General features: G+C 66.5%; 5 protein-coding genes. 3 read left to right on the top strand and 2 right to left on the bottom strand.

Annotation, left to right across the window (positions count from 1 at the left end):
• Positions 1-351 precede the first annotated feature (351 nt).
• Positions 352-4455 (top strand): SpoIIE family protein phosphatase, encoded by a 4104-nt coding sequence (locus ACLJQ7_RS34065; protein ID WP_410652255.1) that lies wholly within the window; start codon positions 352-354, stop codon positions 4453-4455.
• Entirely contained in the window at positions 4455-4745 is a 291-nt protein-coding gene (locus tag ACLJQ7_RS34060) for an STAS domain-containing protein (RefSeq protein ID WP_410652254.1), read from the top strand. The genes ACLJQ7_RS34065 and ACLJQ7_RS34060 overlap by 1 nt, the downstream gene beginning before the upstream one ends.
• A gap of 71 nt (positions 4746-4816) precedes the next feature.
• Here the strand turns inward: ACLJQ7_RS34060 and ACLJQ7_RS34055 are convergent, their stop codons facing one another.
• Together ACLJQ7_RS34055 and ACLJQ7_RS34050 are read right to left on the bottom strand one after the other, a co-directional pair.
• Positions 4817-6589 (bottom strand): hypothetical protein, encoded by a 1773-nt coding sequence (locus tag ACLJQ7_RS34055; protein ID WP_410652253.1) that lies wholly within the window; start codon positions 6587-6589, stop codon positions 4817-4819.
• Positions 6590-7243: 654 nt separating this feature from the next.
• Positions 7244-7609, bottom strand: a complete 366-nt coding sequence (locus ACLJQ7_RS34050; protein ID WP_410652252.1) for a hypothetical protein — start codon at positions 7607-7609, stop codon at positions 7244-7246.
• Between the two features lie 905 nt (positions 7610-8514).
• Between ACLJQ7_RS34050 and ACLJQ7_RS34045 the strand changes: the two genes are divergently transcribed.
• Positions 8515-15198, top strand: coding sequence for a LamG domain-containing protein (locus tag ACLJQ7_RS34045; protein ID WP_410652251.1), 6684 nt, complete (start codon positions 8515-8517; stop codon positions 15196-15198).
• Positions 15199-15254: the final 56 nt, after the last annotated feature.

Below are 15254 nucleotides of genomic sequence, written 5' to 3'. Positions count from 1 at the left end.
GTCGAACCACGACAGTCCGCGTCATCGCCGGCGAAGCGGTGCGTGCGGGGGGTCGGGTGGGCAAGTCCGGCGGCCCGGGTGAGGGCACCGGGTGCTCGCCTGCGGTTCCTCACCCGATCCGCGGTGCTCGATCGAGTAAGGCGGCGCCGAGTAGTCTCCTTTGTGGATTGTGCGCCGGTGACTCTGTGGGTCTCCTCATGAGGGTGCCATGAACCCGTGGGAATCGATGTTCATCCGGCCGGCCTGTCAAACTGGGGACCTCGAAACGCGTCATCGGGGCTTCGAGCGGGTATACCGCGATCGCGATGTGAGCGCGGCCGCGGTGGCGAGTGGGACAGGAAAGAGCTTCGAGTGCCTTCTGAGGATGCTGTGAGCGGCAGGCTTGATGTGTTCGCCGCGGATGGCGAGGTGGGTCGCGACCTGGCCGCGGTGGACTGGGCGGCCACTCCGCTCGGGCCGCCCGACGGGTGGCCGCTGAGTTTGCGGACGGCGGTCGGCATCCTGCTTTCTTCGCGGTTCTCCATGTGGATGGCGTGGGGTCCGGAGCTCACCTTCTTCTGCAACTCCGCGTACCGGCACAACACGCTGGGACGGAAGTACCCGTGGGCTCTCGGCCGCCCGGCGAGCGAGGTGTGGGCGGAGATCTGGGGCGACATCGGCCCGCGCATCGAAACCGTGCTCTCCACCGGCAAGGCGACGTGGGACGAAGGGCTGCTGCTGTTCCTCGAGCGCTCCGGTTACCTGGAGGAGAGCTACCACACGTTCTCCTACAGCCCGCTGTCCGACGACACAGGCCAGGTGGTCGGCATGTTGTGCGTCGTGAGCGAGGAGACCGATCGGATCATCGGCGAGCGCCGGATGGCGACGCTGCGCGACCTCGGCTCGGACCCCAGCGTGATCACCACCGAAGCCCAGGTGCTCGCCTTCGCCGTCGGTCAGCTCAACCGGAACACCCGTGACCTTCCGTTCACCCTGATCTACCTGTTCGATGACGACGGCTCGGCGCGGCTCGCCGCTTCGACCGGGCTCGCGGAGGACGTCACCGTGCCGTTGCCGGGGTTGCCGGTCGAGCAGATGGCCGAGGGCGGGACGGCGCTGTTCGATCTCGACGAAGACAGGATGGCCGAGCTGCCCGCGGGGGAGTGGCCCGCACCTCCCACCCAGGCCTTGGCCATTCCGCTGAGACAGCAGGGAGGGGTGCCCCACGGGTTCTTGGTGGCCGGGCTGAACCGGTATCGCGATCTCGACGACGGCTACCGCGGCTTCATCGAACTGGTGGCGACGCATATCGCCGCCGGGGTCACCAGCGCCCGCAGCTTCCAGGCGCAGCAACGGCGCGCGGAGGAACTCGCGGAACTGGACAGGGCGAAAACCGTCTTCTTCTCGAACATCAGCCACGAGTTCCGCACTCCGCTCACCTTGATCATGGGACCGGTGCAGGGGCTGCTCTCCGGCTCGCCGGGCCTGGACGACGCCGCTCGTGCGGATCTGGAGGTCGTCCACCGCAACGGATCCCGGCTGAGCAAGCTGGTCAACACGCTGCTGGACTTCTCGCGGATCGAGGCGGGGCGCATGCGGGCCCGCTTCGCGCCGGTGGACCTCGCGTCCGTAACCGCCGAACTGGCCAGTGTGTTCCAGTCGGCCGTCGAGCGGGCCGGTCTGCGCTTCACCGTGGACTGCCGTCCTTTGACCGAACCGGTGTACCTGGACCTCGACCTGTGGGAGAAGGTCGTCTTCAATCTCCTGAGCAACGCGGTGAAGTTCACGTTCGAAGGAGCCATCACGGTCACCGTGGCCCAGGACGCGACGGCGGCGACCGTCGTCGTGGCCGACACCGGTGTCGGCGTGCCGTCCCGGGAGGTGCCTCACCTGTTCGAGCGGTTTCATCGGATCGAGAACACCCGCGCTCGCTCCCATGAAGGCAGCGGGATAGGTCTCGCGCTGGTGCGCGAACTCGTGGAACTGCATGGAGGCGCCATCGTCGCTGACAGCACCGAAGGCGTGGGCACGACGTTCACCGTCCGGCTCCGTTTCGGTTCCGGTCACCTCCCCGCCGATTCACTGGCCGCGTCCAGTGACCGTTCCGGCCCGGCCGCCACCGCGGAACCGTTCGTGCTGGAGGCCGGGCGCTGGTCCTCCGATACTCCGGAAATCGCCGGGACCGCCGACCCCCCGGCGCGGCACCCGGCCACTCCCGCGCGGGTCGTGATCGCCGACGACAACGCGGACATGCGCGAATACCTGACCCGGCTTCTCACCGGGGCCGGGTACGTGGTCCAGGCCGTCGCGGACGGTGGTGAGGCGATCGACGCCGTTCGCACCAAGCCGCCGGACCTCGTCATCAGCGATGTGATGATGCCGGGGCTCGACGGCCTCGGCCTGGTCGGGAAGCTGCGCGGCGAACCGCGTACCGCCGCCGTACCCGTTTTGCTGCTCTCGGCACGGGCCGGTCAAGAAGCCTCCATCGAGGGGTTGCGAGCCGGCGCCGACGATTACCTCGTCAAGCCGTTCGCCTCGGCCGAGCTTTTGGCCCGCGTCCGGGCGATCGTCGAACTCGCCCGGTTGCGCGCGCGGTCCGCCCGGTGGCGTGCCGCGCTGATCGACTCGCTGCAGGAAGCCTTCTTCGTCTGTGACGAACAGGGCGCCGTCATCGAGATCAACAGCGCGTTCACCGAGATCCTCGGTTACGGCCCGGAAGGCCTGCCGTACCAACCGGTTCACCCGTGGTGGCCGGACGCGGACACCGATCCCGACGCCTACCGGCTCGTCGCCGACGCCTTCGACATGTTCCTGCGGAATCGCCGGGGCAGTTACACGATTCCCGTCGCTCACCGTGACGGGCACCGGCTGTGGGCCACCGCCAGCTTCAACCAGGTCGAAGATCCCGACAGCGGCAGACGCGTCACGGTCGGCACGTTCCGTGACGTGACCGCGGAACACTACGCGATTCAGCGGCAGAGCGCCCTGTCCGGTTTGAATCAGCAACTCGCGCAGGCGGACTCGATCCAGGAGGCGCTGATCGCCGCGATGGACGAGTTCCGCCGGGTCTGGAAGGCACGACGGGTGCTGGCTGTCTCTTTTCCCGCCCATTCCGGCAACGCCGATCCGGTGATCGTCGGCGAACCGGTCCTTTGGGCGGACCTGACGACGCGCTCCAGGCACGCTGTGGCCGCCTTGCGTGACTCCGATCCGCTGAGTCTCGTGACAGGTGAGCCCGGCACGGTGGGAATTTCGCTACAGCACCCCGACGGTGCCTTGGTCCTGTGGCTCGAACTGGCCGAATCCCGGCCGATCACCGCTGAAGACGAGACCTTGTTGACGCTGCTGGCCGGACGGCTGGGACAAGGCCTGGCCCGAGCGCGTCAGATCGATCAGCAGCGGGAGATCGCGCTGGCGCTCCAGCACGCGATCCTCGGTCCGCACCGGCTACCCGACGGGTTTTCGGCCCGGTATCAGCCCGCCAACAGCCCGCTGCAGGTCGGTGGTGACTGGTACGACGTCGTCGAGCTCGAAGACGGACGTATCGCGTTGGCCGTCGGTGACTGCGTGGGCCACGGTCTCGCCGCGGCCACCGTGATGGGCCAGCTGCGCAGCGCGTGCCGTGCCTTGCTGATGGAGAACCCCAGTCCGGCGGCGGCGCTCAGCGGGTTGGACCGCTTCGCCGCCCGTCTGCCCGGTGCCGTCTGCACCACCGCGTTCTGCGCGGTGCTTTCGCCGGACACCGGCGAGCTGAGCTATGCCGCGGCCGGGCACCCTCCGCCGGTGCTGGTCGACGCGGACGGGACATCCCGGCTGCTCGAAGGCGGCCGCTCGATCCCGCTGGGTGTCCTGCCCGGCAGACCGCGTCCCGAGGCCCACGTCGTCATCCCTGCACGGGCCACGCTGCTGTTGTACACCGACGGTCTCGTCGAACGGCGTCGCTGCTCGCTCGGCGACGGTATCGACCGCGCGGCCGCGGTGGTCGCAGCGAACCGTGATTCCACTCTCGAAGGACTGGCCGGACTGCTCATGTCCGAGCTGGCTCCGCCCGATGGATATGAGGACGATGTGGCGCTGCTGACCTACCGGAGGCCAGGCCCGCTCGATGTGAGTTTTCCCGCCGACGCGGGAGAACTGGCGTCCGTGCGCCGAGCGTTGCGCGACTGGCTCCAGCGCTGCGGGCTCGAGGTCGACCTGATCCAGAACATCCTCGTCGCGGCAGGCGAGGCCATCGCCAACGCCGTCGAGCACGGTCATCGTGACGATCCCGATGGCCTCGTCCGGCTCCAAGCGTCCGCCTCGGCCGGCAGCGTGACCCTGATCGTCAGGGACACCGGCTCGTGGAAGACTCCCAGCCCGGACGCGGATTCCGATCGCGGACGCGGCTTGATCCTGATGCGTGCCTTCATGGACGAGGTCACCGTCGAACGAGGAAACGCCGGAACCACCGTCCAGCTGAAGGCGAGGTTTTCCTGATGAGCACTCAACTCACTCTCACCACGGACAGCCGTGAGGACGGCGTTGTCCTGCTGATCGCCTCGGGTGAGATCGACATGAGCAACGTCGACGCCTTCGGCGAAGCCCTCGCTGACGCGACGCGGAAGGGCACGGCCATCGTCGACCTGCGCGGGGTGGAGTACCTCGACAGTGGCGGCATCAACGCCCTGTTCGCCTATGCCGACCGGATCCGTATTCGCACCAACGCGCTGCTGGTGCCGGTGCTCACCGTCAGCGGACTCGCCGAACTCGTCGACGTCGAGCGGTGATCGCCCGCGCTCACGCCGGAGTCCGAGGAAATCAGGTGAGCTGACCGAAGTCTTACGGTGGGTCGGTGCTGTCAAGCGTCTGTCTCGTCGAGCCATGCGATCTGGGCCGGGTATCGGCCGTGCTTGCGTGACACCATGGTCGCTCGGCCCGGGGGCAGCAGGGCGGGTGCGACGGGGCCTATCTGCGGGCCGTGGGCGGGGTCGCCGTTCCCGACAAGGCCCGGCGTGCCGATGGCGCGCAGTTGGTCAGCTATCGGGTCACTGGCTTGCTTGTCGCTGCTCGTGGTTCTCCCGGCGATGATCAGGTGGAGTCCGACGTCCTTGGCCAGGGGGAGGAATTCCCGTAGCGGTTCCAGCGAGTCGGCGCCGTGCACGAGGTCGTAGTCGTCGACCACGACGAACAGTTCGGGGCCGGTCCACCAGCTGCGTTTCTTGAGCTGTTCCTGGGTCACGTCGGGGCCCGGCAGCCGTTTCCGCAGGGAACCTGCCACGTCCGACATCGCGCCGTCCAGCTGATTGGCCGACACGATGTAGGCGATCAGGTGCTCGGCCTTGACGAACTCGAGCATGGTGCGCCGATAGTCGACCAGGAGAATGGTGGCCTCCTGTGGCGTGTAACGCTCCTCGATTCCGCGCACGACGGTTCGCAGGAAGTTCGTCTTGCCTGACTGTGGCCCCATGAAGGCCATGAAGTGCGATTCGGCGGCGAAGTCCAGGTACACCGGTTCGAACGTGGTCGCACTGATGGCCACAGGCGCGCGACGATCGGCGTGGCCGGTGTCGGACTCGACGACATCCTCATACCGCACCGTCAGCGGCAGTGATCGGAGGTGTTCGATCACGTCGGGCGGCAGGTCGGTGAACGGAACCGCGCCGAACGTCGCGGAGTCGAAGCGCGACTGAGTCGCGAACATGGCGGATTCGAACTGCACGCTCTCGGCGAACGTCGCAGCGGTGAAGACCGCGTCCCCGGTGAACATCACCGACTCGAACACCGCGGCCCTGGCGAACGTGACGCTGGAGAAGTCCGCTTGACCGGTGAAGGTCGCGGACCTGAAAAGCGTATCGCCGGCGAAGGCCGTACCGCTGAACGCCGCGCCGCCGATGAAGGTGGCCGAGGTGAACGTCGCTGAACGGAGCTCGCAGTCTTGCAGGTCGAACTCCAGTAGGACGGCACCGGACAGGTCGATGTCGACGTCCTGCCAGAACGCCTCATCGGGCCCGTGTGGCCGGAGGTGGGCCGCCAAGATCGTCTGCGCGGTCTGGCGGACCCGGTGCTCCTGCGTCTTGATCCGGTCCGCGGCCAGATCGCGAGTGGCGTCGGTGAACATCCGCAGGTACGCGCAGAGCACGTTGACGATGGTCTGCCGCTGGTCGGCGTTGCTCTGCCCCAGGCGTTCCAGCGCGTACAGCCCACCCAGCTGTACGGGTGGCTTCTCCGAACCGAGCTGCTCGACCGCCTTGCTGTACAGCTCCGCGACGCGGCGTTCGGCCGCGTCGTGCTGCGATTCCCCCGCCACCCGCTCCTGAAGCGCGTGCGCCTTGGCGACAGCGTCCTGGTCGAACTCCTTCTGCTTCAACGCGATCTCCGCACTGCGTTGCCGCCGGGCCGCGAGCAGCAGGGCCGCCGCACCACCCGTGCCGACGACGACGGTCCCGGCGGTCTTGATCGCCTCCAGCTGGTTGCGCTGGCGGGCGTCTCCCTCGCCGTACGCCGCCAACAACCAGATCGCCATGGCGATGCCCAGCACCACGATGACCGCGGCCGCCGACCAAATGGCTTTCGGCGACAGAACGGTGTAGCGCAACGGCTCCGGTTCCGCCGAGCTGGATTCCCTCGTCACCACTGACCTTTCATCCTCGCCGAGCGGAGTGCCGCGAACCGGGCATCGTGGCCTCAGTATCCCCGAGCCCGAAAAACGCGAAAGCCCGCGTGGAACCGGCGAGCCGTCGAGGTGCACCGACTTGACGTAGCCGTTGCGGCGAGCGAACGCGTGGCTTCAGGCACGCCGTCGTCACCGATTTCCGCGACGATAAGGCTAAGACCAACGATGTGCGGCCCGTGGGCGCGGGAGGGCTGGATCCTGCTGGCCGCATGTTCCCCCGGCAGGGTTCCTGAGTGGATCGCGCGCAAAGAGGAACAGATCGCCGTCCCGTGTTCGTCGATTTCTCTCTCACGCTCGGGAAGGCGCTCGACTGGGCCGAGGACGATCCGCGGCTAGTGGCGCTGGACGTCGGCTCGCCGCCTGAACAAGTCGCTGAGCGCGCGCGGCTGGACCAAACTCGAACGCGTGGCCCCAACAGGACCCTCCAGGGCGTCCACGCTAATCGCCACGTCTGTGCGAGGTTGACGGCGCGGCGCGGACCGCCCATGAGGGGTGCCGCCCCCGGCCAGGTCGGCTTGGCGTGGCAGATGAAGTACCGCTGCCGAGCGAGGGCCGGTGCCCGTCTTCGACCATGAGGTCGTCAGCGGGCACCGGCCGGACGTGCTCGGCAGGTCAGTGGTCCCAGCGGATGCCGATCCGCCAGTTCACCGGGTACTGCAACGGGCCGGTCGTCAGGGTGTAGAAGCTTGCGGGCAGAACGCAGGACTCCGTCTTGGCCGGCGCGTGGATGTAGCCGCCGCCCGAGCAGTTGCCGATCGTCCACTTGAACCAGTGGTCGGGCGAGCCGGGCGCTCCGGTCGCGTCGATGTCGACGTGGATGGTCCCGCCGGGGAAGAACCCCGAGGCGAGCGAGCAGCTCGTTGTCGTGTAACAGTCTTTCGGCCCCGCGCCGCCGGCGGCACCGGCGACGCCCGCCCCGGTGATCGCGGTGCCCAGTACGGTTCCGGCCACGATCGCGGCCGCTCCGATCTTCTTCACTATGACTCCCCAGTCAGGTGTCTTCGCTCGAGGGCGAATTGCGGGAGACCATACCGGATCGGACGCTGCTTTTCGGACTTTCCCGGCAGCCAGGCACGGTCCTGGAGGCGACGGGCGACGCCGCGTGCGATCGTGCCGCGAGCCAGCACGCGCAGGCGGTGTGGCGTCGGTCAATACGCGATGGAACGGACGCTGCTGCGCGGCCCGGAGGCCGCCGACCGCTGGACCTGGCTCATCCTCGTCGCATACTCGCAGCTCCGCCTCGCACGACCATTGGCCGCCGATCTGCGTCACCCTGAGAAAGCACGACCCCGCCAACCAAGGGTCACCCCGGCGCGCGTCCGACGCGGATTCCGGAACATCCGCATCGCGGTAGCGCAGGTAGAGCGGGCGAACCGGCCGCCGGTGTGCCGTCGTGAAACCCCGCGACGGGGAACGCCGCAAGACGGACCGGCAGCGGCGACCGAGTCGACGCGCTAGTCGGTCTCCGTGGGAGCCCGTGCGCGCACTGCCTCGGCGATCCATCTTGGTGTTCAGACCGTTGATGTGCATTTGTCGCGATGCAGGGCAAGCGAACGTGGAGATGCGATCGCCTCGAAGCGTGCTGACGGCAGCAATAATCGGACAACAAGGTCAGCATCAAGTCAGAAAAATGCCAACCGGCTGTTGAATCTGGACAGCTAGCGTGCCTTGGAGGGCCGGCACGGGATAGCTGGTTCGCCCATGATCGTTCACTCTGTTGGAGTCTTCCTTCACTCGTTAGTGTTCGTGAAGAGTCATGGTGACTTTGTGGGTCGCGTGGCGTCGGGGACGCGCGTTGGCCGTCTCGAGGGGGATCTTTTCCAATGTCGCGCCCGTCAGTGGCGCGTGGCTTAAGGCTGCGCGCGTTACCCATGGTGTTCCTGATGCTCGCCGGTGTCGTCGTGGTGACGGCGAGTTCGCCGAAGAGTTCGCAGCCGACTCCGGTGGTTCCTGTCGCGGAGGCGCCGGATGCCGCTAGCGCGTTCGCGGCGGCCCGGTTGCAGGGCACGCCGGTCGGGGTGGCGAACCAGACCGCTGAGGCGAAGAAGGTCCAGGCGAACCCTGACGGGACGTTGACGGCGCAGTTGTCGCCGCAGCCCGTGCGGGTCCGCAAGGGCGACAGCTGGGTGCCCATCGACACGGCGTTGACGTCGGTTCCGGACGGCGCGATCAGGGCGAAAGCGGCCGCGGCCGACGTGGCGTTCTCCGCAGGTGGCGAGGAGCCGCTGGTCCAGTTCTCGCTTGAGGGCAAGCGTCTCACGTTGCGGTGGCCTGGCGCGTTGCCGAAGCCTGAGCTTGACGGCAGCACGGCGAGGTACCGGGAAGTGCTGCCTGGTGTCGACCTGGAGATGCAGGCCGAAGCAGAGGGATACAACCAGCGTTTCGTGGTGAAGACGCCTGAGGCGGGACGCAATCCGGCGTTGGCGTCGATCAAGCTCGCGCTTGAGACGGACGGCGTGCAGCTCACTTCGGATGAAAACGGCCGTGTTGAGGCTGTCGACGGAAACGGGCAGAAGGTCTTCGTCGCACCGGCGGCGACGATGTGGGACGCGCGGGGGCGGGAGAGCACGAGCACGCCGGTCGGGGTCAAGGTCGATCGTTCTTCGATGACGTTGACGCCGAATGCCGCGATGCTGGCGGATCCGGCTACGCGGTACCCGGTAGTGGTCGACCCGGACATGCGTACGCCGGGTCAGAGCATGTGGGCGAAGGTCTTCCGAGGACACCCCGACCGGTCGTATGTCAACGGCACGGGCGACGGCGACGCTTGGGCGAAGGTCGGCAAGTGCACGTTCTCGGAATGCAACACCATTGACCTTGCTCGCACATACTTCCAGTTCGACACGTCTTTCCTCGTCGGGAAGGAGGTGAGTTCGGTACGTTTCAACACAGTCATGGTGCACCGCCCGGATTGTGGTTTCGGAGATCACAAGCTCTTCGCGGCGCACAGCAATATCGCGTGGAATACTTCCTGGAACAACCAGCCGACCGGGCAGGATATCGGGACGACCTCGGTGCCGGCGAACGACGGGACACCCTGTCAAGGCTATAAGGCGATCTCGTTCGGTGTCGGCCGCTTTTATAGCCCTAGTGGTCCTTCCACCTATTTTCTGCAGGCAGCGTCCGAGTCGGATCCTGCCGCCTGGCGCAGGTATGACGTGCCGAGTACGAACCTGGAGATCCGCTACAACACGAAGCCGAACGCGCCGTATGACATGAAGACCGATCCGCCGTTGCCCGCGCCGTGTCGTTGGTGTGGTGGTGTGCCGTATGTCGGAGATCCGTCGATCCGGCTGTTGAGCAGGTTGTCCGACCCGGACGCCAATGATCAGCTCCGGCCGGTCTGGAACATTTACGGCGGAGCTCCGGACGAGCGTGCGCCCGGTGTCTTCCAGGCTTCGGGGGCGTATCACAGCACTGATGTCGATTTGACGAAGCGTGATGGGCAACGTGTCACGTGGACGGTGTGGGGGCACGACACCGCGGACGGTGGGCCTTGGCGGAACGGGCCGGGGCCGTTCATCGTCGATCGGACGGGTATCGGTATCAAGCCGACTGTGACGGCGCCGCTCTACAAGGCGGACAACCTGTGGCACGGTGGTGTCGGCGTGCCGGATGTGTTCGAGTTCGGCGCGAGCGGGGTCGCGGATGTCGATCACTATCTCTATGGCTGGACGGATCCGCCCACGACGAAGGTCGATGCTGTAGCTCTCGGTGGTAAGGCTTCTGTGAAGCTGACCCCGCCCGGTGACGGCCCGCGGGATCTGTTCGTGCAGAGTGTCGACCGTGCGGGGCATCGCAGTCCGACGCAGGCGCACCACTTCTATGTGCGGGCGGGCAACGGCCCGTTGGCGCAGTGGTCGTTGGAGGGCAATACGAAGGACACCGCGACGCTCGGGTTCCGTGACGCGACGCTGCACGGCGGGCCGGTCTATGTGCCGGGCAGTACCGGATCCGGTATCACGCTGGATGGTGTCGACGACTACGTGACGGCGCCGACTTCGGCGAGCACCTACCCCAGTTTTTCTTTCTCGGGCTGGGTCAACCTCGCGGCGAAGAAGCCCGGATGGTCGACGCTGCTGAGCCAGAACGCGTCGACGACCGCGATGGTGAAGCTCGGGCACACCGGTACCACGACCGATCGCTGGGCGTTCGAGTTCCGGCCTGGAAACGATCCGGCCACGGCGCCGACGACGGTGTCATCGGTCGCTGCGGCACAGACGAATACCTGGACCCACCTCGCCGGTGTCTACGACTCCGGGGCGCAGCAGGTCAGGTTGTATGTCAACGGTGATCTCCAGGGCAGCGCAGTGTGGAAGGATCCGTGGCCGGCGACGCATGAGTTCGCGGTCGGGCGCGCGATCGTCAACAGCGCCGGGGCGGACTACCTGGCCGGTGCGGTCGACGAGATCCGTACCTATGACCGGGTGCTGACCGATGCCGAGGTCAAGTCCGCGGTCACACGGGACAACGTCACCGCCGGCTACTGGAATCTCGACGACGCGGACGGGACGACCGCGCGCAATGCCGCCGCGGGTGGCGAGATGGCGGTCCTGCAGCCTGGCGCCAGGTTCACTCCTGCGGGCGCGGTCAACGGTGCGGCTACCTTTGACGGAGTCAGGGGTTATGCGGCCACGTCCGGGCCAGTGGTGCGTACTGATCAGAGTTACGCGATCACCGCATGGGTGAAGCCGGACAAGCTCGGGGACATGACCGCCGTCTCCCAGGACGGCACGACAGTCAGTGGCTTCTACCTCAAGCAGAACAACGGTTCCTGGGTTTTCGGGATGAACCCCGGTGACGCCACCGGTGGTACGGCAGTCGAGGCGAGATCGGGAGCGAGCACGGTGCAGACCGTGCCGTGGACCCATCTGGCCGGCGTCTACAACGCGACCGCCAAGACTCTCACCCTCATCGTCAACGGAAAGCAGGTCGCGAGCGTGCCTGCTCCCGCGACGCCGTGGCATGCCGCCGGCGCGTTCGCCATCGGGCGGGGCCAGTACGGGACCCCGCTCGGGTTCTGGTCCGGCGGTATCGATGAGGTGCGTGCCTACAGCCGCACGCTCGACCTCTCGGAGATCCAGGGCATCGTCGCCCAGAACAACGTCACGGCCGCCACCTGGAAGCTCGACGGTGACGCGCAGGACACGTCGGGCATGGCGAAACACGGCGCCGCGAAGAACGGTGCCCAGTGGGTCGCCGGGCAGACCAGCAGCCCGGATCACACCGATCTCGCGGTCAACTTGGACGGCGTCGACGACCACGTCAGCGCACCCGCGCCGATCGACAGCAGCATGAGCTTCTCCGTCGCCGCCTGGGTCAAGATGACCAAGAAAACCCCAGGCTGGGGTGCTGTGATGAGCCAGAGCGGCCAGAACGTGTCCGCGTTCAACCTCGGCTACACCGGGTTCGGCGATGACCGGTGGGCCTTCGCGATGCACGGCCCCGACAGCACCGCCCCCGCCCAGGTTGTCCGAGCGCGTTCCGCACAGCCAGTGCAGACCGGTGTCTGGACCCACCTCGCCGCGAACTACGACAGCAACACCGGCGAGATGCAACTGTATGTGAACGGCACCCTGTCCGGGACCGCGACCTTCACCGCCAGGTGGAACGCGACCACCGAGTTCGACATCGGCCGCGGAAAGTGGAACGGCACGTGGCTGGACGCGTTCGGTGGCGCGGTCGACGACGTCAAGGTCTACAGCCGGACCCTGTTCACCGACGAAATCCGCACCATGTCCGGCCAGGACCTCACCCTGGTGCACAACTGGCAGCTCGACGAATCGAGCGGTACCAGGGTCGCCGACTCCACCGGCGCCCGTACCGGAACCCTCGAGCCGGGGGCGCAGTTCGCGCAAGGCCGGGTGGGGAACGCCGTGCAGTTCGACGGCAAGACCGGAGCCATCGGCACTGCCGGTGCCGATCTGCGCACGGACGAGAGTTTCAGTGTGTCGGCGTGGGTGTACATGGATCGCAAATCCGACATTGTCTCCAAGCTGACCGCGGTGAGCATCGATGGTGAGCGGACCAGCAAGTTCCGGCTCGGGCACGTCGCGGATGAGATGAACGCGACCTGCTTCGGTGGCGAATTCGAGAACCCCAACGCTTGCGGCAAGTGGGTGTTCGAGATGGCGGAATCCGACACGGACGCGGCTCCGGTCACCAAAGCCGCGGTGCCGACGTTCCCCGCGGAGATCAATTCCTGGGTTCACCTGGCCGGTACCTATGACCGGCAAACCAAGAAGACATGGCTGTACGTCAACGGGAACAGGGTCGGTGACGGCACGCTGATCACACGTTGGCAAGCACCCGGTGCGACCCAGATTGGGCGAGGCCTGGTAGCGGACAAGCCTGGCCAGCACTGGACCGGGAAGGTCGACGATGTCCGCCTCTACACCACAGCGCTCGACCGCGACAGGATGGTCAGCCTGTACAAGTCCTATCCCGCCGCCGATGGCGGTGCCGCGACGTTGCCGGTCGCGGACGCGGGGCAGTGGCGGTTCGATGAGAACGCCGGGAAGGTGGCGCTGGACGCGAGCGGTCGTGGATTGACCGTGGCGTTGAAGGACGGTGCCGGGTGGGGCGGCGGGCTGTACAGCCCGGGGTTGCGGTTGGACGGGACCACCGGCTACGCGCAGACCGCCGGACCGGTGCTGGATACGACGAAGAGCTTCTCGGCAGCGGCCTGGGTCCAGTTGACGAAGACCGACAGCGGCTACTACTCGGTGTTCGGGCAGGAAGGGAACCGGGTCAGTGCCTTCCTCGTCCAGTATGACGGCGGCACGAAGAGGTGGCGTGTCGTGGTTCCCGGCGAGGACAGGGATGATCCGCCAGGGGTTGAGGTCTGGGAGACCCAACCTTCGATCCCCCACAACTGGACTCATCTGGCCGTGGTGTACGACGCCCAGTTCCGGCAGCTGAAGTTGTACGTCGATGGTGTCCAGTCCGGCATCCAGGTCGGTGTCACGACCATTCCTTCGAACGGGGCCTTCTCGATCGGCCGAGCTCGCTGGAACGGCATGGACGGAGGCTTCTTCTCAGAGAGGATCGACGACGTCCGGGCCTTCTCGAAGGCACTCACCGACGCGGAGGTGCGGAAGGTCCATGACGACACCCCGCGGGGAGACGGGGGCGCATGGCGGTTCGACGACGGTACCGGACAGGACTACAGCTGGCGGGACAATGCCGTCGTCCCGTCCAGTGGTACGTCGTTCGTGCCGGGGATCAGTGGTACAGCACTCCAGCTGGACGGGACGAGGGGCCAGGCGACCGCACCTGAGCGTGGCCTGGCGGCAGAAGACAGTTTCACGGTGTCGGCGTGGGCCAAGCTGACCCGGACCGACCAGGTCGCGACCGTGCTGTCCCAAGACGGTTCGAGAATGAGCGGTTTCACGATCCAGTACCGCCCTGAAGTGAACCGGTGGACCTTCGGCTCGACCGCGCAGGACGCCGATTCGTCACCGCTGGTTTACGCCAGTTCCTTCGACCCCGCGGTCGTGAACCGGTGGACGCACCTGACAGGCGTCTACGACCACGCCGCGCACGAGCTACGCCTCTACGTCAACGGGCAGTTCGCCGGCAAGAAACAGAACGTGGTCCTCTGGCAAGCGGACGGTTCGTTCGCGATCGGTCGTGCCAAGTACAACGGGCAACACAAGGAGTTCTTCCCGGGCTTGGTCGACGAGGTCTATGCCCGCTACGGAATCGCCTCGGACGCGGCGATCCAGGCGCACGGAGCCTTTCCGGCGACGGATGCCGGCCAGTTCGGCCGCTTCCGCGACGGAACGGGCGAGCAGAGGAGTGCGAACACCGGCGAGGCACCGCCTGCTGGAAGTCACTTTGAGAAGAGCCTCGGCATGCTGGTCCCGGCGACACATCCCAACACCCGTGTTCTCTATTCTTGTCGAAACGGTGAAGAGTTCTTCACCTCAGTGGACGGTTCCTGTGATGGCCACGTCAAGCTCGGTGACATCGGATCGGTATACACAGTCCAGCCGAGCAACCTCCCTACCATGGCGATCTATCGTTGTGCTCTGGCTGAAGAATATTTCGACAGCAGCGACGAGAAGTGCGAAGGCGTGACTCAGCTGGGAATGCTTGGCTACACGCTCGCCTACGCGCCACTCGTGCGGTATTACAACGACAATGCCTACGATCATCTCGGTACGACGCACGGAGCGCGGCCCGGCTACCACAAAGAGTTCCGCCATGGCTACGTTCCTCTGATTCCGCAGCAAGGTACGCAGCCCTTCGCCGCGTGTGTGAACTACACGGACCACTTCGTCTCCCTCGACAGCGCCTGTGAGGGCAAAACCGTCATCGAATCGATCGGCCATCTCTGGACACAGAAACCCGACGACTCCACCGCGAAACCCCTCTACCGTTGTGGCAGCAGCGGGACCGAGTCGATGACCAGCGACGACGACAACTGCGAAGGCCTGCCCAAGGACCGATTCCTCGGCTACGTCCTCGCCGACATCCCCCACGTCGAACCCGTCTTCGCAGCTGCGAGCAGTGCGGAACCGACGCCCGGCGCAGCACGGCCATCGGCAGTCGGTGGCGGCTAGATCTCCAGCCCAAACCGCGAATCGTCCACCGCACACGAGGTAGCCCCGCGCTGGGG

Origin of the sequence: Amycolatopsis sp. cmx-4-54, from assembly GCF_046548895.1 — a bacterium.
In the GTDB taxonomy this organism is placed as follows: domain Bacteria; phylum Actinomycetota; class Actinomycetes; order Mycobacteriales; family Pseudonocardiaceae; genus Amycolatopsis.
This window is presented reverse-complemented; position numbering and strand designations above follow the sequence as displayed.

Bases quoted from the DNA above. Each gene is read 5' to 3' on its own strand.
- ACLJQ7_RS34060 (WP_410652254.1), top strand. From the start codon at position 4,455: ATGAGCACTCAACTCACTCTCACCACGGACAGCCGTGAGGACGGCGTT.
- ACLJQ7_RS34045 (WP_410652251.1), top strand. From the start codon at position 8,515: ATGCTCGCCGGTGTCGTCGTGGTGACGGCGAGTTCGCCGAAGAGTTCG.